This is a genomic window from Pseudomonas sp. ML2-2023-6 (assembly GCF_037055265.1).
Classification (GTDB): domain Bacteria; phylum Pseudomonadota; class Gammaproteobacteria; order Pseudomonadales; family Pseudomonadaceae; genus Aquipseudomonas; species Aquipseudomonas kulmbachensis.
Genome location: NZ_CP146347.1, coordinates 2,704,343 through 2,725,939 on the forward strand (window position 1 = coordinate 2,704,343; position 21,597 = coordinate 2,725,939).

A 21,597-nucleotide genomic window follows, 5' to 3' on the forward strand; every position below is an offset into this window, starting at 1 on the left:
GAAACGATTAACTTGCAACAATGCTTTTAATTCGGACGACCGGTAATTCTTCAGCAGTAACTTTTGACAGCAGATATCTGTTCAATCAGGTTCAAACTGACCTTGCGATTGCGTAATCCTACGGCCTATGAATAGAGCGCAGGGAGGGCTCCTGTGTAATGTTTATTGGCTTTTGCCCCACGAAATGTCTACCGGTACAAAGTTTTAACAGTTTGTGCGATGCAGGTAGGCGGGAAGGGTGGGTGGCTTGCGCCAATAATCTACAAATAAAAGCGTCAAAATAATGGCTCAAAAGCAGGTGTTTTCTCGTTGAAATTAGGGTGATAATCCTGGCTTGTTCAAAATATTGACGATGTCATCGTGATGCCTTATTTTTAGTGTGGTATGCACGGTCATATGCCGATTATTGCCAGCGCAGGGAGCGTTTTTATGAGTCGTACAGACGACATATCGAATTTATTCAGCCGGTTCGGAGCAACTTCGGACAGCTATTACGAGTTTGAAAGTCAGTTCGATTACAAAAGTACGCCACCGTCGCTGGAAAAGACGGCTGTGCCGGTCGAGCAAGTGCCTTTGGCTGCGGCCATAGCACCAGTGGTCGCACTAGTTGCTCCAGTACCGCAATCGGTGCCGCTGGTTGTCGTCTCTCCAGTTGCACAAGCCACAGCGCAGCCAGCCGTGCCATCAGTGGTTCTTGCTATTGAGCCACCGAACCTGCCCATTCAGGCGCCGTTGATGACTCCTGCGGGCGCCGGCAAACCGCTGCGCAATTTGCTTGCCGAAGTGGTTCTTGCCCGTCAGACCGGTGCCCAGTCCTTGCACAATGAGGCGCTACCGCGTCCACCCAAGTGCAAGGCGCATATCGTGGCGCTGGTTTCGGCCAAGGGTGGGGTTGGCAAAACTACCCTGAGCGCCGGTTTGGCCAGCAGCCTGCGCTTGAGCGGTGGCAAGACCCTGGCCATCGATCTTGACCCGCAAAATGCGTTGCAATATCACCTCGGGGTCGAGTCCGGCGTGCCTGGCATGTGCAATACCAACCAGGCCGCAACTGCTTGGGCCAGCCTGCTGCAACATGGGTTCGAGGGGGTGCAATTGCTGCCTTATGGCGTGCCGAGCAACGATGAACGTAGTGCTCTGGAACGTGAGATGAGCCAGGATCGTCATTGGTTGGCCCGGCAATTGGATCACTTGGCGCTGGGCGAAAATGACCTGGTGATACTCGACACCCCAACCGGCCGCACGGCGTATCTGCAGCAAGCTCTGGACGTGGCCGATCAAGTGCTCGTGGTCACCACTGCCGATGCCGCCAGTTTTATCACCATGGACCAAATGGATCGTTTGCTTGGCGCCGTGGGTGCGCGCCCGGCATTCTCGGTCTGCAACTATGTGGTCAATCAGTTTGATGCAGGCCGCGAGTTTTCGCGGGACATGCTTGAAGTGCTCAAGCGTCGCCTGGGCAGGCAACTGCTTGGGGTCATTGCTCGGGATAACACTCTCGGCGAGGCCTTGGCTTACGGCCAGAACCCGCTGGCGACGCCAAGCGCATCAGCCGCCTGCCAGGATATGTTGTTGCTCAGCGAGCAGCTCAAGACCAGGTTTCAGACCCCTAGCGCTGTAGAGAGCTCGGCCTCATGAGTAAAGCAAGCAGCGAACCCTCAGCCGAACAGACACGTGCCCAGGGTTGGGCCAAGGCCTTGGCTGATCGTGTGGATCAATGGCCGGTTGCGGCACGTCGTGTGCTGATCATTGGCTCGACAGTATTTTGCTTTCTTGTCGGGTTGCTGATCATCACCGCTCCTTTCGAGTTTTACGCGCAGTGCGTGTTCGCCATTGGCTGCTTTGGGGCTGCCCTGGTGTTGCGCAGAATTCCCGGGCGACTGACCGTTCTGATCATGATCGGCCTGTCGTTGACTGCCTCGCTGCGTTACATGTACTGGCGCCTGACTTCGACCCTGGACTTCGACGACTGGATCGACATGGCGTTTGGTTACGGCCTGGTACTGGCAGAAATTTATGCCCTGATCGTGTTGGTGTTCGGTTATTTGCAGACAGCCTGGCCGCTACGGCGCCAGCCGGTATTGCTCAAGGGGCCGCCGAGTGAGTGGCCGGTCGTTGACGTGTTTATTCCGTCCTATAACGAAGCCCTCGATATTGTGAAACTGACCATCTTTGCCGCGCAGGCAATGGACTGGCCGCAGGACAAGCTGCGTGTTCACGTGCTGGATGACGGTCGCCGCGAGGACTTCCGCGAGTTCTGCGAGCAGATCAACGTCAACTACATCACCCGTGACAACAACCGGCATGCAAAAGCCGGCAATCTTAACGAGGCGTTGCAGGTCACCAGCGGCGAGTTCGTGGCATTTTTCGATGCTGACCACGTGCCCACCCGTTCCTTTCTGCAAGTGAGCATTGGCTGGTTCCTGAAGGATCCGAAACTGGCGATGTTGCAGACACCGCACTTTTTCTTTTCCCCGGACCCGTTCGAGAAGAATCTCAACACCTTCCGTTCTGTACCAAATGAAGGTGAGCTGTTCTATGGTCTGGTGCAGGACGGTAACGACCTGTGGAACGCCACGTTTTTCTGCGGCTCCTGCGCGGTGATCCGGCGCAAGCCCCTGATGGAAGTCGGCGGGGTAGCGATCGAGACCGTGACCGAAGACGCCCACACAGCGCTGAAACTCAACCGTGCCGGTTACAACACCGCCTACCTTGGGATCCCGCAGGCGGCCGGTCTGGCAACAGAAAGCCTGTCGCGCCACATTAGCCAGCGGACTCGCTGGGCGCGGGGCATGGCGCAGATTTTCCGTACCGACAACCCGTTGTTCGGCAAGGGGCTGAACCTCGGCCAGCGCCTGTGCTACCTCAACGCGATGCTGCACTTCTTCTATGGCCTGCCACGTCTGGTGTTCCTGACAGCGCCTTTGGCCTACCTGTTTTTCAATGCGCAAATCTTCCATGCGTCGGGGCTGATGATCATGGCCTACGCATTGCCGCATATTTTTCATGCCAGCCTGACCAACTCCACGATCCAGGGACGGTTCCGTCATTCGTTCTGGAACGAGGTCTACGAGACCGTGCTGGCCTGGTACATCATGGGGCCGGTGCTGATGGCGTTGGTCAATCCCAAGTTCGGTGGCTTCAACGTCACCACCAAGGGCGGGATCATCGACGAAAAGTTCTTCGATTGGAAACTCGCCCGGCCCTACATCATTTTGCTGACCCTCAATATGGCGGGCCTGATCTACGGGCTTGCACGGCTGGCGATGGGGGAGGAGGGCGCAACCACCACCCTGCTGATCAACCTGGTGTGGACGCTCTACAACGTCATTATCGCCAGTGCCGCGGTGGCCGTGGCCAGTGAAACCCGACAGGTACGCTCTGAACCACGGGTAGCCGCCAAATTACCGGCGCGCCTGACCCGGGCCGATGGCAGCGTGATTGAAGGCGTTACCCAGGATTTCTCGCAAAAAGGTGTTGGCTTGCGGTTGCCGTCAGCGTGCCTCAGGGCGAGCGGGTACAGGTATCGCTGTTCCGCAACCGGCAACTAAGCGTATTTCCGGCCGTCATTGTATTCAGCCGTGGCGAATTGCTGGGGGCGCAGTTTGATCCCCTGACTTTGCGACAGCAAAGCGATCTGGTACGCCTGACGTTCGCGCGCGCCGACACCTGGGCCTCGACCTGGGGCAGCGGGCAGGTTGATACGCCGCTGGCGGCCCTGCGCGAGGTCAGCCTTATCGGTCTGCATGGTATTCAAGAACTCTTTAAAGCCTCGGCCATGGAAGTGCGCAGCATGCTGCGCCGTCGCCGCGTCGCCCCATCCACGCTGGAAAATGCCCTGGACAAGTGATGAATTCAACCACTCTAGCCTTCGCCAAACTGCGCGTGCCCCATCGCGCACTGGCACGTCTGACCTGCGCCTTGCTGGCCTTGAGCGGTACAGCTGCCTTTGCCGAGACCACGCCCACCGCAGCTATCGCGCCCGGAGCGAAAAGCTACACCGTGACCCTCAAGCAATTGGGCCGCAACTATCCGATGAGCCTGCGCGGCGTGGAGTCGACTGACAGCGTCAACTTCGATGTGCGGGCCGATTCGATTGTCACCGGCGCCCGTCTGAATTTGCAGTACACCTATTCGCCTGCACTGCTGGCGGATCTGTCGCAGATCAACGTGCTGGTCAACGACGAAGTAGCCGCGAGCCTACCGTTGCCCAAGGACAAGGCCGGGCAACTGCAACAGCAGATTGTGCAGATTCCGCCTCATCTGATCACTGAGTTCAACCGCTTGAGCCTGCAGTTTATCGGGCACTACACCATGAGCTGCGAAGACCCCCACCACTCGAGCCTGTGGGCCAAGATCAGCAATGCCACCGAACTGGGCATTGACGTTTCGCCGCTGGTCTTGCCCAACGATCTGGCGATCATGCCGCTGCCGTTTTTCGATCGTCGTGATGCCCGTGCGCTGAACTTGCCGTTTGTGTTCGCCGCAGCGCCCGACAATGCCACGCTGGAAGCAGCCGGAGCCCTGTCGTCTTGGTTCGGCGCCCAGGCCAGCTACCGCGGTGCGCGGTTCTCGTCGGGTTACAACCAGATCCCTGCCAGCGGAAACGCGGTGGTGCTGGTCAGTGGCCCTGATGCATTGCAAATAGGTGGCCTGAACCTGCCGCCTGCCAAGGGCCCGACCCTGACTGTGATGACCAACCCCAACGACGCCAATGGCAAGTTGCTGGTGGTCAGCGGTCGCGATGGTGCCGAACTCAAGCGTGCCGCAACTGCTCTGGTACTGGGTAACCAGGCCCTGTCGGGTAACAGCGTGGTAATCGACCGGTTGAATGTGGTGCAGCCGCGCAAGCCTTATGACGCGCCGAACTGGTTGCCGAGCGATCGTCCGGTAAAGCTGGGTGAGTTGCTGCCCGCCAAAGAGCTGAGCGTCTCTGGTTTCAACCCGGGTGACATTACCGTGCCGCTGAATTTCGCTCCGGATCTGTTTACCTGGCGCGATGAGGGGGCGCCACTGCACCTCAAGTACCGCTATACGCCGCAAGAAAAATCCAACAACTCGTCGCTCATTATCGGTTTTAACGATGCGCTGATTCAGTCGCAGAATCTGTTGTCCCAGGACAAGCTCGACAAAGGCGTGCTCGGCGGGCTGAAAACCAATGACACCCTGAGCCTTGAAACCAATGTGCTGTTGCCGCTGAACTCGGCTGCCCTGCAGTCGCGCCTGCAACTGCGCTACATGTTCGATTACCTCAAGCAGGGCGAATGTAACGACATCATCATTGACAACATGCGCGGCACCATCGATCCCGATTCGACCCTCGATGTCAGCGGCTACGACCACTTTATCGCCATGCCCAACCTTGGCGTGTTCAAGGATGCCGGCTTCCCGTTCACACGCCTGGCAGATTTGTCGGAAACCGCCGTAGTGCTGCCTGACAACGCAGGTGCATCGGACCTGGATGCCTATCTGACAGTGCTCGGGCGCTTCGGTCATGCCACTGGTTACCCGGCTACCGGTGTGCAGGTGATCCAGGCAGGGCAGGTAGCAAGCGCAGCGGACAAGGATCTGCTGGTACTGGCCTCAGGTGCCAACCAGCCGTTGCTGACGCAATGGGCTGACCGTCTGCCCGCCAGCTATGCCGAAGGGCAGCGCAGCTTCCACCTGTCTGATCTGCCGATGCGTGTGCGTGACTGGTTCAGTCCAGACCCTGAAGCCAATTTGCGCAAAACCCGGATGGACATGGCGTTTTCAGGGGGTACGCGCAGCACCTACCTGACCGGTTTCGAGTCACCCCTTAAAAACGGTCGCAGTGTAGTGGTGATCGCCAGTACTCAACCCCAGGGCTTGGCCGAAGCGACCAATGCCTTGATTGGTGGTGAAGACTACGCGCAGCCGATCCAGGGCAGCCTGGTGGTGGTGCGCGGTAAAAATATTGAAGCACTGGTAGCGGACGAGCAGTACTACGTCGGTAGCCTGGGCTTGATCAAGTACCTGCAATGGCAGATGTCGCGGCATGTGCTCCTGGTGCTGTTGCTGACCGGTCTAGGCGTGGTGTTGCTGAGCGGTTTGGCATACCTGGCTTTGCGTGCGCGGGCCAACAAGCGGCTGCAAGGTGAGCCGGAGCGTCCAACTGATTATTCAAAGCCAGAAGCCCCAAGCACCAAGGAGAGCTAGGCTGAGTTAGCACAACTTTAATCGGAGCCTGATTTCGCTGGGCTAAATGGACAAACACTTCCCCGAACAGGGGAAGTAGCAACCGATGTGGGAGAAGAAATGCCAGCGCGCCGTCACGCCGTAGCCTTCGGGATACTTGCAACCCTGATCCACACCAGCAGCTTTGCCGCACTTGATGATGCAGGCAAGGCGTTGCTGCAACAGGGTCAGTATTGGCAGGCCCAGAATGATCAGGCACGGGCCACCGAAGTCTGGAAAAAGCTCTTGTTGGTTGATCCACAGCAGGCAGATGCGCTCTATGGTCTGGGCATGCTGGAGCTCAAGGGCAAGCGTACCGATGGTGCGAGCAATTACCTGGAGCAGCTCAAGCGATCTCATCCGGGCGAGCGCCAGACCTTGCTGCTGGAGCAATCCATTGCCCTGCAAGCGGGCGATAACGCCGAGCAACTGGATAAGGCGCGGTTGCTGGTCACCAACGGTGAGCTGGAAAAGGCAGTACCGATCTATCGCAAACTGTTCGCGGGCAAGGCGCCACAGGGTGATCTGGCTCTGGAGTTCTACAACGTGCTGGGCTATACGCCCGGCGGTTGGAGTGAAGCGCGTCAGGGCCTGGAACGTTTGCAGCAGCAGTCTGCGAACAACGCGAGGATTCAGTTGGCGCTGGCCAAACTTCTGGTGCGTAACGAAACCACGCGTTCTGAAGGCATACGCCGACTCGCGCAACTGTCGAACGTGCCTGAACTGGGTGGTCAGGCCACTGAAAGTTGGCGCGAAGGCCTGGTCTGGTTGGGCTCGCCACGCCCGGCGGACAAACCGTTGTTCGAGGCTTACCTCAAGGCCAACCCGGACGACAGTGCCATCCGCACGCAAATGAACAGCCGCGGCGCCGCGGGTGTTGCCGCGCAGCAGAACCCTCATGTAGCTCGGGGGTTCAAGGCATTGCAGGACAATCAACTGGAGGTTGCCGAGCAAGCGTTCCTCGCGCGTCTTAAAGAGCAGGGCAACGATAGCGATGCCCTTGGTGGTCTTGGTGTGGTTCGTGAACGTCAAGGGCGCTTCAGCGATGCCAACGAACTGCTGACCCGTGCCATCGGCCGGGGCGGCAACCCGCGCTGGCAATCCGCGCTGGACGGCAATCGCTATTGGAACCTGCTCAATCAGGCCGAAAAGGCCCGGGCCGGACATGATCTGCAAAGATCGCGCAGCCTGTTGCAGCAAGCCATCGCCAGCAAGCCACGTCAGGCTGACGGTTATATCGCTCTGGGCGGTGTGCAGGCCGAACAGAATCAGTTGGACAATGCTATGGCCAGCTACCGCCAGGCCTTGACTCTGGACAATGGCAACCCTGATGCGATGTTGGGTCTGATCAATGTGATGGCGCAAAACGGCCAGGCTAACCAGGCACTGAAGATGGTCGAGGGACTGACCCCGGCCCAGAAGCAGCGCCTTGGTGATCTTCGCCCGTTACACGCAGCGGTCGCGGCGGGGCAGGCCAAAAATGCCGAGCGCAGTGGCGACCTCAAGGGGGCGATTGCCGCGCAGAAAGAAGCGGTGCGCAATGATCCGCAGGGTGTGTGGACGCGATACGATCTGGCGCTTTATTACCTGCAAGCCAAATCCCCGGATCTGGCCCGTCAGACCATGGACGACTTGCTCAAGGCCAACCCGCAGCAACCTGAGGCATTGTTCGCCAGCGCCTTGCTGTCGAGCCAACTGGGCGAGTGGTCGAAGGCGCAAAGTACCCTGGATCGAATTCCTGTCAGCCAACGCACGAGCGCAATGCAACAACTGGCCAGCGAAGTTCAACTGCAATCTCTGGTCAGCCAGGCCACGGCTCTGGCCAAACAGGGCGACCGGGCCCAGGCCTTGACCTTGCTGCGTCGTGCCGAATCGGATGCCGATGGAAAACCGCAATCCCTTGGAATGCTGGCTTTGGCTTACGTTGATGTGGGTGACTCCGAGCACGGTTTATCGATGCTGCGCAACGCAATCGCGCAAAGCAGCAACCCGTCGCCAGCACTGCGTCTGGCCTATGCAGGCGTGCTGCTTAAAACCGGTGACGATGAGCGGGTCAACCAGCTTCTGCATGAACTGCAACGCCAGCCGTTGACTGCGGCCGATCAGCGTAGCTACGACGAATTGCTGTACCTGTACACCGTACGCCAGGCGGATCTGCTGCGCGAGAAGGGCGACCTAGTCGCCGCTTATGACACGCTTGCCCCGGCCCTGGCCCAGCGTCCGAACGATCCGGTGGCGGTCGGCGCCCTGGCACGCATGTACCTGGCCAACGGCAACACTGACAAGGCGATCGAACTCTACAAACCGCTACTGGCCAAATCACCGGACGATCCGCAATTGCAGATCGGTATGGCGCAGGCCTTGAGCAAGGCCGGCGATCACCGCGGGGCTGAAAAAGCCGCAGACAGAGCACTGGAACTGGCTCCGAACGATGCCATGGTACTTGCCAGTGCGGCGGGAATCTTCCGTGCCCAAGGGCGCAACGCCAAGGCGGGGGAGTTGTATGCTCGCGCCCTGGCCTTGCAGGCGCCGGCCAAGGCAGATGCCAACCCGTTCGCCGGTACAGTCGCGGCCAACCCGTTTGTGGGCAAATCCGGGCAGCGTAGCCAGTCGCGCTTGTCCGAAGCCAGCCCTTCGCAGATTCCGCAACCGGCCCAGGTGCAGATCGCCGCGCTGGCCGCTGAAGATGAGGCACCTGCCCGCGGTTTGAGCAGCAATAGCCTGGCGATGAACGACAGGGCCGGCGGGTATGACGCACAGCCATTGCGCAGAGGTTTCGATGATGACAGTCGTCTGGCCGTGGCCCGTCCGCAGGATCCGCAGGAAGAGGCGCGCAAGTCGATGCAGACCGCACTCGACCAGATCAAACAGGAGCGCAGCCCGCGCATTACTCAGGGTGTGACCATTCGCACCAACGACAGTGAGTCGGGCCTGAGCAAAATCACGGATGTCGAAACACCGTTGGAAATCAGCATGCCGGTGGGTGATGACCGTATTGCCTTGCGCGTGACCCCCGTGTCGCTCAATGCCGGTGGCGTCAAGGACTCGGCGAAAACCCGGTTTGGCGGGCCGAACGAAGCGCAAATGGCGGCCGCGCAAGCGTTGCTCGGATCCAGCCCCGATGCCGATCAATTGAATACGGCTCTTGGCGTCAACGGCCCGGCCGGCCGGCAGAAAGACACCGGCGTCGGTCTGGCGGTCGGATACGAAATGCCGGAACTGGGGCTCAAGGCAGATTTGGGCATGAGCCCCATGGGCTTTCTCTACAGTACGGCGGTTGGCGGTGTCAGCATTGATCGCGCGTTCCGCGAGGACAGCCATTTCCGTTACGGCGCCAGCCTGTCGCGGCGGGCGGTGAATGACAGTCTGGTGTCATTTGCCGGTGCCGAAGATGCCCGCAGCGGCCTGAAGTGGGGCGGAGTGACTGCCAGTGGCGGGCGCCTGCAACTGGGTTACGACAACAGCGAGTACGGCGTGTACGGCTATGGCGGGATGTACAAACTGCAGGGTCACAACGTCGAAGACAACACCCGTCTCGAAGGCGGCACCGGCATTTACTGGTATCTGCTCAACGACGACAGTGAACAACTGACCGCAGGCCTTGGGGTCACAGCTATCAGCTATGACAAAAACCAGGGCAACTTTACCTACGGTAACGGTGGCTACTTCAGCCCGCAGAACTTCTTTTCCATTGGTGTTCCGGTCAGTTGGTCGCAACGCACCGATCGCTTGAGCTACACGCTCAGAGGCTCGGTGGGCCTGCAGCACATCGAGCAGGATTCGGCGCCGTACTACCCGAACGACCGCAATATGCAAGCGGCACTGGAACAGATCTCGCAGGCCTACGCGGCTTCCGGTTCCACTTTGACAACCCGGTATTCGGGCCAGAACAAAACTGGCATCGGCTACAACTTCAATGCGGCCGCCGAGTACCGCCTGAGCAACAACTACTTCCTGGGCGGTAGCTTCGGGATGGACAACGCCCAGGACTACAAGCAATGGACCGGCGGTTTATACCTGCGGTACATGTTTGAAGATTTCACCGGGCGCATGGCGATGCCGGTCAATCCTTACCTATCCCCTTATTCATCTTCTTCAAATTAAGCAGCAGGAGCTTTCACCGTGGCAGTATCGATTCTCGCGGGCATGACCATTTTGATGATTGGCGACAGCCACCTGGCAACACCGGATTACTTGATCGCCACGCTGCACAGCGATCTGGTTGCCCAGGGGGCCAAAGTGCACACCCTGGGCATTTGCGGCGCCAATGCGGGCGACTGGCTCAAAGCTACGCCGGGTGCCTGTGGCGGTGCCGAACGTCGCGGTACGGAAAAAGCAGTGGTGCTGGGCGGCAAGGCCGCGACGGTGCCAATCAGCGAATTGCTGGCTACCGATAAGCCGGACCTGGTACTGATCGTCATGGGCGACACCATGGCCAGCTACACCAAGCCGGCGTTTCCCAAAGCCTGGCTGTGGCAGCAAACCACTGCGCTGACCAAGGAGATAGCCGCCAGCGGAACACGTTGTGTGTGGGTTGGCCCGAATTGGGGCACTGAAGGTGGCAAGTACGGCAAGACCTTTGCCCGTGTCGAAATGACCTCCAACTTCCTCGCCGCCAATGTTGCACCGTGCAGCTACATCGACTCGCTGAAGTTCTCCAAACCGGGCCAGTGGGCCACGATTGACGGACAGCACATGACCGCGACGGGGTACAAAACCTGGAGCGACGACATCAACAAGGCGTTGCTGCAAACCCCGGCCATCAAGGATGCCAAGAAATGAAAAAGTTGTTCGCGGCGCTAGTGTGCGTGCCTGTCTTGTCGTGCAGTGCGCTCGCGAGCGCGCAAGTTGCGCTGTATCCAAGCGGCCCGGATCAAGACGCCGCTTTCATCCGCTTCGTTAACGCCACCACGGAGCCGCTGGACGTGATCGGCCAGGCAGGGCAGCCGCCCTTGCGCCTGGAGACGGCAACACCTGCGTCGTTGCTGTTTGCGGTGGACTCGACCAAACCGCTCAAGGGCTTTCTGGTCAGCGGCACGCAGAAGCTGGAGCTGGACCTGCAAGTGCAGCCTGGCGAGTTCGCAACCATTGTGGTCGTGCCGCAGGGAACGGGCATCGAGCAAGTCGCCGTGCGCGAAACGCCGGACGACTTCAACGGTCTCAAGGCGTCGTTGGCGTTCGTTAACGTCGATAAATCCTGTAGCGATGCCAGCCTGCGTCCTGCTGGACGTAGCGCCGACCTGTTCAAGGCGGTGGCGGTCGGCAGCTTGCAGCGACGCTCGATCAACCCGGTGAACCTGTCGGTACAACTGGTGTGTGCGAACGCCAATGTGGGGGCGCCGCTGGAGCTGGGCGATCTCAAAGCGGGCGAGCGCTACAGTGTATTGCTGGTGCCTTCTGCCACTGGGCCGCGTCTTTTGAGCGCCACGGACACTGTGTCCCACTGATCGGATTTTGTCGCTGCCATGGTCTTCGCCTCACTCGAGTTCCTGACGCTGTTTCTGCCAGCCTTTCTGCTGATTTATGCATTGGGCAAGCCGCAGTGGCGCAACGTCATTTTGTTAATCGGCAGCTGGTTGTTCTATGGCTGGCTGAACCCGATGTTCCTCGCGTTGCACGTGGTGTTGACCATCGTTGCCTGGGTCGGCGGGTTGCTGATTGATCGTTCCCGCGAGGATTCCAAGGGGCGGGTACGGTTACTGATTGCGTTGATCGTGTTCAACACGGCGGTACTGTGCTGGTACAAGTACGCCAACATCCTGGCCGCGACCTGGATCGAGCTGATCACCTATCCGGGCGCGATGCCGCTGGAGTGGCAGCGGGTGGCGCTACCGGCTGGGCTGTCGTTTATCGTGCTGCAGGCGATTTCCTATCTGGTGGATGTACACCGTCACACCGTACCGGTGGAACGCAGCTTCATTAATTACGCGACCTACATCTCGATGTTCGGCCACTCCATTGCGGGGCCGATCATTCGTTATGACTGGGTGCGTCGCGAGCTGACCAAACGCTATTTTGACTGGCAGAACTTCTCTCTGGGTGCGCGGCGTTTTATGGTCGGCATGTGCATGAAGGTGCTGGTAGCCGACACCCTGTCGCCGCTGGTGGACGTGGCGTTCCATATCGACAACCCATCCTTCGTCGACGCCTGGATCGGTTGTCTGGCCTACGCGCTGCAACTGTTTTTTGACTTCGCGGGCTACAGCGCCATGGCCATCGGCCTGGGGTTGATGCTGGGCTTTCACTTCCCGGAAAACTTCAATCAGCCGTATCTGGCCAGCAGCATTCAGGATTTCTGGCGGCGCTGGCATTTGTCGTTGTCCAGTTGGTTGCGTGACTATCTGTACATCGCCCTGGGCGGCAACCGCCACGGTGCCTGGAAGACCTACCGCAACCTGTTCCTGACCATGGCCATCGCCGGTCTGTGGCATGGTGGCGACAGCTGGAACTACCTGTTGTGGGGATCGGCCCACGGTGTCGCGCTGTGTGTCGACCGGCTGTGGTCGCGGTCGAGCTTGCCGAGCATTCCACCTGTGCTGGCGCATACGCTGACATTACTGTTCGTGTTTCTGGCCTGGACCCTGTTCCGTGCCCCGGACTTCCATGCGGCGCTGAACATGTATGCCGGTCAGTTCGGCTTGCACGATTTTGCCCTTGGCGACGCACTGGCGGTGACCCTGCGCTCGGCGCACGGGCTGGCGGCATTGCTTGGCGTCGCGTGCATTATCGCGCCGTTGTTCAAAAGCCGTTATGAGCAACGGTTCGGTGCCAGAGCCTGGTTTGCTCCGATAGCGGCCCTGTGGCCGGTGGCGGGTTTTCTGCTCTCGTTCGCGTTGATCGCGAGCCGTGAAGCGGTGCCCTTCTTGTACTTCCAGTTCTGATGGCCGCGCCCATGTCTTCTTCATCACCCAAACCGGCTGTGCCGACCGAGTTCACCATCCGAGTCAGCAAACTTGGTGGCTGGGTATTTGTCGTGTTTCTTGCGGCCAGTTTCGCCTCGGCTGTCTGGCTGTTACTCAGCGGCAAGGTCGAGATCCTGCCGCCTGACCTAACCCGCGATGCGGTCCTGCATGGTGAGGTGACACACAAGCTTGCCAAGCAACTGTCCAAGGCTGGTGTACCAGAAGGGGCGGCGGACCTGGAGCGCGGTGCGAGCTGGCTGGCGTTTCACGACACGGGAGCTCGGGTACGGCCGGGGTGTGCCGGTTGGCTGTTCCTGACCGATGAAATGCGGATTAACCGTCACGCCCAGGCCAATGCCGAGGCCAAGGCTGCGGTGGTGCGCGACATTCAGCAGCAGTTGGCCAGGCGCGGTATATCGTTGCTGGTGGCCGTGGTGCCGGACAAGAGTCGGATCGCCAGTGCGCAGCTGTGCGACTTACGGCGCCCGCAGCAGTTGCAAAACCGCGTAGTGAGCTGGGTCGATGAGTTGAACCAGGCAGGGGTCCAGGCTGTTGATCTGGCGCCGGTGCTGCAGCCAATTGGTGCCGATGCGTACCTGCGGACCGACACTCACTGGAGCGAAGCAGGTGCCTCTGCGGCGGCCAAGGCGATTGCCCGGCGGGTCCAGGCGATGGGCATCAGCGCCACGCCAGCCAGGGAATTCGAGAGCATGGAGCAAGCCGCGCAGCGGCGTCCGGGTGATCTGGTGCGCCTGGCGGGTCTGGAGTGGCTGCCGTTGAGCTGGCAGCCCGCTGCGGAATCGGTGGCGACGAGCCGCACCAGCGCCAAGGCCAACACGGCGCAAAGCGATGCCGACAACCTCGATGACTTGTTCGGTGACGCCAACCTGCCCAACGTTGCACTGATCGGAACTTCGTTTTCGCGCAATTCCAACTTTGCCGGATTCCTGCAACAAGCCCTTGGCGCATCGATTGGTGACTTCGCCAAGGATGGTGGCGAGTTCTCGGGTGGCGCCAATGGCTACTTCAGCAATTCGGCTTTCAAGCAGACACCGCCCAAGCTGGTGATTTGGGAAATCCCCGAGCGCGATTTGCAGACGCCTTACAGTGAAGTGATCAAGCCCTTGTAGATCGCAGCATGTGCACAAGACCGTAGATACTCTGTTCCAGGTCAAAGAAAGCGTGGGAGCGAGCAGGCTCGCTCCCACGCTTGAAGAGTTGCTACGACATTTCTTGTCCTGGCTGAGCAGCGACTACCGATCGTTGTCGGCCAAGGGCCCAAGAATCTCTTTACGGCAAACCTCGATAATCTCATCCGCCAGCGGCGAGTCATCCGGGCAGGCACGCGACAGTACAATCGCACCGATGGCATGGGCCATGCTATCGATCAGCTTGGCCCGCATGTCCTGTGGCTCCACGCCGTTCAATGAGAGACCCGCCTGCTCAATGGCCGCCAGCATGTTCTCGAGTCCTTGGGCAAAGCTTGCCTTGACCGCTTCAGGCTGACGCGCAGCATCACCGCACAAGGCCGCCATGGTGCAACCCGTTCCCGGGGCATCACGGTGTTGGCGGGACAGGTAATGATCAAAGAACCCGGCAATACTCTGGCCGGCGCTGTTTTCCAACGATTGTGCTAGCCCGCACGCGGCAGCTTGCGCCATCAAGTCGGCCTTGGAGCCAAAGTGCTTGTAGAACCCGCCATGGGTGAAACCGGCAGCCGCCATCAGGTCCGCCACCCCGACCCCATCATAGCCACGCTCGCGAAACAGCTTCGATGCCGTCTCGATAATGTGCGCCCGGTTCGCCTGGGCCTGTGCCTTGGTGACCCTCATCGTGCAATACCTCGTTCAAACCACTGACTGTCAGAAGCTCAATATACATGGATGTTGATCATAATCAAAACCCTTGACGATTAAGATTACGCTCATCATCATAACGACTGGTTGACCGATATGCCGTATCCCGCGGCTTGATTCTTCTTCAGAGCGCTCCTTCATGACTACTCAATCATCTGTTCTCATCACTGGTGCTTCCAGCGGCATTGGTGCTACTTACGCCGAGCGTTTCGCCCGTCGTGGCCACGATCTGGTACTGGTTGCCCGCGACAATACGCGGCTGCAAACCCTGGCGGCACACTTGCGCCAGGAGCACGGTGTGGCCGTCGATGTTGTTCAGGCAGACCTGACCTGTACCCGTGATCTGGAAGCTGTGGAGGCACGTCTGCGCGAGGACGCGACGATAGGGATTCTGATCAACAATGCGGGCGTGGCCCAGGCCGGGAGTTTTCTGGAGCAGACCGCGCAGAGTCTTTCAGACCTTATTACGCTTAACACCACAGCGTTGACGCGCCTCGCCAGCGCAATTGCGCCGCGGCTCGTCCTGGCCGGTGAGGGGGCTATCGTCAATATCGGTTCGGTGGTTGGTCTGGCACCGGAGTTCGGCATGACGGTTTACGGTGCGAGCAAGGCTTTCGTGCTGTTTCTGTCCCAGGGGTTAAGTCTGGAACTATCCGCCAAGGGCGTTTATGTTCAGGCGGTCCTGCCTGCTGCAACCCGTACCGAAATCTGGGAACGGGCGGGTATCGATATCAATACCCTGGCCGAGGTGATGGACGTGGGCGAACTGGTCGATGCAGCGCTGATCGGCTTCGACCGACGTGAGCTTGTGACCATCCCGCCACTGCAGGACGCCGCTCGTTGGGACACACTTCAGACTACGCGCCAGGCGCTGCTTGCTGACATCAGGCAGGCCCATGCAGCCGAACGCTATCGTCTGTGATGCATCGAAACGGGAGCATTTGGTGCTAGTCTGGTGAGCAAACAAGGCCATGAAATCCATCGTGGCCCATGTTCTTCACGGTCTCGATACCATGCCTGCAAGCACTCAGACAAACCCCGCTGCCATCGATCCCAGCTGCGCAACGCCCCGGTTCTGGCGGGATGCGCAGCTGCCTTTTATCGAGGCGCGCTCAATCGCCGATGGCCGCAAAGTCTGTTATGCCCGGCACTCTCACGAGATTTTTTCCATCGGGGCGATCACCTCCGGTTGCTGCAACTACCTGCATGAAAAAACCTGTCACAGCATCAGCGCAGGCACGGTGGTGTTGATGAACCCTGGCGATGTTCACGCCTGCAATCCGCTTGACGATCAGCCTTGGTCATACGTGATGCTGTATGTCGATGCGCAGTGGTTGGCAGGTATTGAGCAAGGTTTTGCTGAGGAGGCCAGCGAGGTGTTTCAGCCCGTCGCGGCCACCCATACGCAATCTGCTGCATTGTTCAATGGCCTGACCGGTCTTTACGCGCAACTGGTCGACCCGCATCGGGACGTTCTGGCCAAGCATGAAGCGGCGGTCCTGTTTTTCTCGTCGATGCAGCAGGAGCTGGGCCGCTCTGTTGCATTGCGCAAGCCCGCCAATGTGCGGGTCGAGCGCGCCGCCGAATACATCGACGAGCATTTTTTGCGCACGATCCGGTTGCAGGACATCTGTGCTGCGGCCAGCCTGTCAGAGGCCTATCTGATTCGTGCTTTCGAGCAGCGTTACCATATGACGCCCCACGCCTACCTGATCAACCGACGGATTCAACACGCGCAAACGCAGTTGCGCGAAGGTGCGTTGATTGCCGACATCGCGCAGCAGACCGGCTTTGCCGACCAGGCGCATTTCCAGCGGGTATTTAAAAAGCACCTTGCGGCCACGCCTGGTCAGTACAAGACTTAAAACCACAGTAACGACACCGCACAGCCCGCCAACATGGCCGCCATGCAGCGGTTGAACAGGCGGATGCGCTTTGCGCTGTGCAGGTAACGGCTCAGGAACGCTCCGGTGTAGGCCCAGCAGGCCACGGACAGGTAACAGACCACAAAATAGATCAGCGCGAACGACCAGATCAGGGTGGCCTCGCCCCCGGAAACGAAGGCGCCCATCCCCGCGACAGCCGCCAACCAAGCCTTGGGATTGAGCCATTGCATTGCCGCACCATTGATGAAAGAGGGTTGCTGCGTGCCACCTTCAAAGTCAATTCGACCGTTATCCAGCGCCAGCTTCCAAGCCAGATAAAGCAGAAATGCCATCCCGGCCCAGCGAATCAGATCGGTCAGTATCGGCCACTGTTTAAGCACTTCATGCAGACCGAAGCCGGTAAACAGCAACAACACCACAAAACCGACCGTTGCCCCCAAAACATGGCGCAGGCTGGGGCCCAGGCCAAATTGCATGCCGGAACTCAGGGCCACGACATTAACCGGCCCCGGTGAGATAGATGCAGCCAGGGCGAACGCCGCCATCGAAATCAACACGCTCATCGTTACTGTGCTCCGCTTTATGGTTGTGTCTCGAGGTTAATGGGCGCGCACCATGGCGTATTGAACAAAACTCCCCTTTGATGATGTGGTTGGGTCCAGCCCGATCAATGACCTTGCGTGTGTGAAAATTAAGATGTATTTTTTCATGAAATTAAATTATATAAATTTCATGGCGGCCCGGGATGAACAAGCAAGAAGAGATCGCTGCGTTGGCGATCCTTATCCACGACCTGCGCAAGCACAAGAAATACACGCTTAAGGAACTGGCCGACAAAATCGGTCGTTCGGTGGGTTTTCTGTCGCAGGTCGAACGCGGCTTGTCACAGCCAACGGTGGCCGACCTGACTGCGATCAGCGAAACCCTGGGCGTACCGACCACCTACTTCTACAGCCTGCCCAAGCCCAAGCAACTGCCCTGGGTGACCCGCCCGGATGAGCGTCGCACGCTGTACCTGGGCAACGGAATTACCGACATTCTGGTCTCGCCGAAAATCCGCGCTTCGTTCTCCATGCTCGAAAGCCTGCTCGAAGCGGGTGCCAGCAGCGGGGAACGGCACATGACGGACAGCTCGGAGCAGGGTGGTTATGTGATCGAAGGCCAACTGACCCTGTGGCTGGGTGATGACGATGAGCCCGCCACCTTGAACGCCGGTGACAGCTTTCAGTTTGACAGCCACACCCGCTGTCGTTACGCCAACCTGACATCACAGCTCACGCGAGTGCTGTGGGTCTACACCTGATAACAATAAAGGAAGTTTCGAGATGGATGCTGCGTGCTCTGATCTGCTGGCCGAAGTGCGTGCCTTTCGCCAACGTAACCCCGAGGTACGTTATGTCGACCTGATTTGCTTGGATATCCCGGGGCATTTTTACGGCAAGCGTTACCCCATCGACATGCTGGAAAAAGTGGCCGCGGGCAGTGTGCTCAAGTTGCCGCAAAACTGCGTGTTATTGGGCGTACAGGGCGGGCTGTTCAAAATTGGTGATTACTGCTTTAACGACGGTGACCCGGATGCCGTGCGGCGTTTGGTGGCGGGTACGCTCAAACCAGTGACGTGGGAAAGCAAACCGCTGGGCCAGATGCTGATTACCTCGGACGGCACCGAAAAGCCGATTGTTTTCGAACCCCGCGAAGTACTTGCCCAAGTACTTGCCCGGTTGGCTCGCAAGGGTATTCACCCGGTGGTGGCGTTCGAACTGGAGTTTTACTTGTTCGACAAGCAACTGCGCGATGGCTTGCCGCAGTTCCCCCGTGATCATTTAAGTGACGATGCCGACGACCAGCCCAATATGCATATCGAGCGGTTGTCGCGCTTCGCTCCTGTGCTCGATGAAATGGTCGACGCGGCGCAGGCCCAGGGGATCGATGCGACCGTGATTACGGCCGAACTTGGCCCGGGCCAGTTCGAAATCAATTTTGGCCATCTCGCTGATGGTTTGCGTGCAGCGGACTGGGCGGCTCTGTTCTGTCGCAGCACCCGCGGGGTTGCCCTCAAGCACGGCTATCGCGCCAGCTTTATGGCCAAGCCTTACCTGCAGCATCCGGGTAGTGGCATGCATGTACACGTCAGTCTGTACGACACTGAGGGCAACAACCTGTTGGCCGCCAGGCAGCAGCAACCGCTGCGTCACGCCATCGCGGGGTGTCTGGAACTCCTGCCCGCGAGCATGCCGGTTTTTGCCCCGAACCAGAACGCATTCCGGCGTCTGGGTGGCACGACCAATATCGCCAACCAGGCAAGTTGGGGCTATGAAGACCGGGATGCCTGTTTACGGATTCCTGAGTCGGACGCCAAAAACCTGCGGGTCGAGTATCGCCTGGCAGGCGCCGATGCCAATCCGTATCTGGTATTGGCAGCGATTCTGGTCGGGTTGGAGCATGGTCTTGAAGCAGGTAAAGAACCGATCCTGCCACTCAATGAAGACCGCAACAGCGGTATTCCTTTCCCGCTGGAAATGCTTGAAGCAGTGCGGACCATGCAGCATCAACCGCACCTGCGTGAAGGCTTGGGTGCCGAATTTGTAGACGTTTACTGTGAGAACAAACGCCAGGACCACCTGGCCTTTATGCAAGAAATCAGTGCTCGGGAATACCGCTGGTTTTTGTAAAAGTCATCCCGCAAAGCAGTTTTTTGGGCTCGCGCAATGATCGCGTCCGACAGCAGATTTTCAGGCGATACCTGCTATACCTACAGATCAAATAAGGAATTGGTTAATCAGGGCGATGAGAAATCAGACTGTCAGATCTGCGTCAGCGGCCTTGCCGCTGTTGTTATTCATGCAGGTGGCGCATGGGGCTGAGCCGCCAGTAACAAGCAGTACCAGCGATTCGGATTGGCTATTGTTGGCGAGCCCATTTGTGTGGGCTCCGTCAATGAGCGGGCAGGCGGCGCTGGGCGGGGTCAATACCAAAGTCGATGTCCCGTTCTCGGAAGTCTTGAATAATCTGAGTTCCGTGTTTATGGGCAATCTGGAGCTGACCAATCGCACGCTGGGTTTTTATGTTGATGGGGTGTACGCGAAAACCGACCAGTCAGAAAGAGTGTATGGGCGCAAGGTAGGGCTGGCGATCACCCAGACCACCCTTGCCGCTGGCGTGTATTACCGTGTCTATGAATATGAACTGGGGGGCGCCACGATTTTTGGCGAACCGCGCACCTGGCGCGTCGAGCCCACGGTCGGTGTGCGCTGGACCAAGCTGTCGACCAAGCTGGAGGTCAACTCTGTTGGTTTCAGCACCAAGAAAGAAACCGAGTGGACAGACCCGTTCGTGGGCTTGCGCATGCAGGCTGACCTGACCGATCGCTGGACGCTCTCTGGTGAAGCCGATACCGGCGGGATGGATACGGCTTCCAAGAAGACCTGGAACGCCCAGACTTATCTGGGCTACCGGATGTACCTGGCGGATCACCCCACGATCATTCGTGTCGGCTATCGAGTGCTGGCGCAGAACTACCAGACCACCGACTTTACCGGCAACAAGTTCAAATATGACGTGACCCAGCGCGGACCGGTACTTGGCCTGTCCATGCGCTTCTGATCTGCAGAGGAGACAAGGGAATGCAACTGCTCAAACACACCCGACATCTGGCGTTGGCACTGACCGGCTTTATGCTTGCGTTGCCTGCTGCCAATGCCTGCACCCGCCTGGTTTATCTGGGTGACAACGACACGGTGATCACCGCGCGGTCCATGGACTGGAAAACTGACGTGGCAACCAATCTATGGATCTTCCCCCAGGGCATGCAGCGTACTGGTGAAGTGGGGCCAGGGTCGGTCAAGTGGACGTCAAAATACGGCAGTGTAATTGCCACCGGCTATGACATTTCAACCACCGACGGGGTCAACGAAGCCGGGTTGTCCGCCAACCTGTTATGGCTGGTGGAGTCCGAATATCCACCGGTCAATAAAGACAAACCCGGGCTGAGCATTGCAGCCTGGGCGCAGTATGTTCTGGATAACTTCAGCAGCGTTGCCGAGGCGGTCGCGGTACTCAAGACCGAGCCCTTTACGGTAGTAACCGCCCAGGTGCCGGGGGAAAGTCGCCTGGCGACGTTGCACCTGTCGATGTCTGATGCTTCAGGCGACAGTGCCATCATCGAATTTATTGATGGCAAGCAGGTTATTCACCATGATCGCAGCTATCAGGTCATGACCAACTCACCCGCATTTGATGCGCAGTTGGCGATGAATGCGTATTGGCAATCCATTGGCGGCACGGTGATGCTGCCCGGAACCAATCGCTCGGCAGATCGATTTGCCCGTGCGTCTTTCTATGTCAATGCCGTGCCAAAAAACCAGGACGCACGTTTGTCGCTGGCCAGCGTATTCAGCGTGATTCGCAACGTCTCGGTGCCGTACGGCATCACCACTCCCGGCGAGCCGAACATATCTTCGACCCGCTGGCGCTCGGTGATCGATCACAAGCAGGGGCTGTACTTCTTCGAGTCGGCGATCACCCCCAACACGTTTTGGGTGGACTTGAACAAGATCGATTTTTCAAAGGGCACAGGCACCGTTAAAAAGCTGGACCTGGGCCCGGACCAAAGCACGATTTATTCCGGCGAGGTCTCAAGCCGCTTTCAAGTCACCCCTGCGTTCAAGTTTGAAGGTGCGTAATATTTGTAGCCGCTGACGAGGTACGAGGCTGCGATCGGCTGCGCAGCAGTCGTAAAAACAGGCTCTTCGCTATGCCAGC

General features: G+C 58.7%; 15 protein-coding genes and 1 pseudogene. 14 read left to right on the plus strand and 2 right to left on the minus strand.

Annotated elements, in window-relative coordinates; translation table 11 throughout:
* Positions 1 to 429 precede the first annotated feature (429 nt).
* From bcsQ to V6L79_RS12505, 8 genes and pseudogenes are all read left to right on the plus strand, one after another.
* Positions 430 to 1,635: a cellulose biosynthesis protein BcsQ gene (gene bcsQ, locus V6L79_RS12470; RefSeq protein ID WP_338578862.1), complete on the plus strand. Its 1,206-nt coding sequence runs from the start codon at positions 430 to 432 to the stop codon at positions 1,633 to 1,635.
* Positions 1,632 to 3,847, plus strand: a pseudogene (gene bcsA, locus V6L79_RS12475) (UDP-forming cellulose synthase catalytic subunit). Before bcsQ ends, bcsA begins: the two are co-directional and overlap by 4 nt.
* Entirely contained in the window at positions 3,847 to 6,174 is a 2,328-nt protein-coding gene (gene bcsB, locus V6L79_RS12480) for a cellulose biosynthesis cyclic di-GMP-binding regulatory protein BcsB (RefSeq protein ID WP_261741811.1), read from the plus strand. Before bcsA ends, bcsB begins: the two are co-directional and overlap by 1 nt.
* A 99-nt stretch (positions 6,175 to 6,273) precedes the next feature.
* Positions 6,274 to 10,296, plus strand: coding sequence for a cellulose synthase subunit BcsC-related outer membrane protein (locus tag V6L79_RS12485; protein ID WP_338578863.1), 4,023 nt, complete (start codon positions 6,274 to 6,276; stop codon positions 10,294 to 10,296).
* Between the two features lie 54 nt (positions 10,297 to 10,350).
* Entirely contained in the window at positions 10,351 to 10,974 is a 624-nt protein-coding gene (locus V6L79_RS12490) for an SGNH/GDSL hydrolase family protein (protein ID WP_261742405.1), read from the plus strand.
* Positions 10,971 to 11,639, plus strand: a complete 669-nt coding sequence (locus V6L79_RS12495) for an alginate O-acetyltransferase AlgF (protein WP_321836178.1) — start codon at positions 10,971 to 10,973, stop codon at positions 11,637 to 11,639. Before V6L79_RS12490 ends, V6L79_RS12495 begins: the two co-directional genes overlap by 4 nt.
* 18 nt (positions 11,640 to 11,657) lie before the next feature.
* Complete coding sequence (locus V6L79_RS12500) at positions 11,658 to 13,073, plus strand: MBOAT family O-acyltransferase (RefSeq protein WP_321836179.1); 1,416 nt, start codon at positions 11,658 to 11,660, stop codon at positions 13,071 to 13,073.
* 11 nt (positions 13,074 to 13,084) lie between these two features.
* Entirely contained in the window at positions 13,085 to 14,224 is a 1,140-nt protein-coding gene (locus V6L79_RS12505; protein ID WP_338578864.1) for an alginate O-acetyltransferase AlgX-related protein, read from the plus strand.
* 123 nt (positions 14,225 to 14,347) lie between these two features.
* On the opposite strand, the gene V6L79_RS12510 is transcribed toward V6L79_RS12505, so the two are convergent.
* Complete coding sequence (locus V6L79_RS12510) at positions 14,348 to 14,926, minus strand: TetR family transcriptional regulator (protein WP_321837615.1); 579 nt, start codon at positions 14,924 to 14,926, stop codon at positions 14,348 to 14,350.
* A gap of 163 nt (positions 14,927 to 15,089) precedes the next feature.
* Here V6L79_RS12510 and V6L79_RS12515 point away from each other — a divergent pair, with 163 nt between their 5' ends.
* Positions 15,090 to 15,872: an SDR family oxidoreductase gene (locus V6L79_RS12515; RefSeq protein ID WP_321836180.1), complete on the plus strand. Its 783-nt coding sequence runs from the start codon at positions 15,090 to 15,092 to the stop codon at positions 15,870 to 15,872.
* 91 nt (positions 15,873 to 15,963) lie between these two features.
* Positions 15,964 to 16,815: an AraC family transcriptional regulator gene (locus V6L79_RS12520; RefSeq protein WP_261742406.1), complete on the plus strand. Its 852-nt coding sequence runs from the start codon at positions 15,964 to 15,966 to the stop codon at positions 16,813 to 16,815.
* Here the strand turns inward: V6L79_RS12520 and V6L79_RS12525 are convergent.
* Positions 16,812 to 17,399, minus strand: coding sequence for a LysE family translocator (locus V6L79_RS12525; RefSeq protein WP_261742407.1), 588 nt, complete (start codon positions 17,397 to 17,399; stop codon positions 16,812 to 16,814). The genes V6L79_RS12520 and V6L79_RS12525 overlap by 4 nt on opposite strands.
* Positions 17,400 to 17,581: 182 nt before the next feature.
* On the opposite strand from V6L79_RS12525, the gene V6L79_RS12530 reads away from it, so the two are divergent.
* The 4 genes from V6L79_RS12530 to V6L79_RS12545 all read left to right on the plus strand — a co-directional run bounded on the left by V6L79_RS12530 (position 17,582) and on the right by V6L79_RS12545 (position 21,518).
* Positions 17,582 to 18,139 (plus strand): helix-turn-helix domain-containing protein, encoded by a 558-nt coding sequence (locus V6L79_RS12530; RefSeq protein WP_261741819.1) that lies wholly within the window; start codon positions 17,582 to 17,584, stop codon positions 18,137 to 18,139.
* Between the two features lie 22 nt (positions 18,140 to 18,161).
* Positions 18,162 to 19,508, plus strand: coding sequence for a glutamine synthetase family protein (locus tag V6L79_RS12535; protein ID WP_321836181.1), 1,347 nt, complete (start codon positions 18,162 to 18,164; stop codon positions 19,506 to 19,508).
* Between the two features lie 250 nt (positions 19,509 to 19,758).
* Positions 19,759 to 20,439 carry a hypothetical protein gene (locus tag V6L79_RS12540; protein ID WP_261741821.1) on the plus strand — a complete coding sequence of 227 codons (681 nt, stop codon included), beginning with the start codon at positions 19,759 to 19,761 and terminating at the stop codon, positions 20,437 to 20,439.
* A 20-nt stretch (positions 20,440 to 20,459) separates the two neighbouring features.
* Positions 20,460 to 21,518 carry a linear amide C-N hydrolase gene (locus V6L79_RS12545; RefSeq protein WP_261741822.1) on the plus strand — a complete coding sequence of 353 codons (1,059 nt, stop codon included), beginning with the start codon at positions 20,460 to 20,462 and terminating at the stop codon, positions 21,516 to 21,518.
* Positions 21,519 to 21,597: the final 79 nt, after the last annotated feature.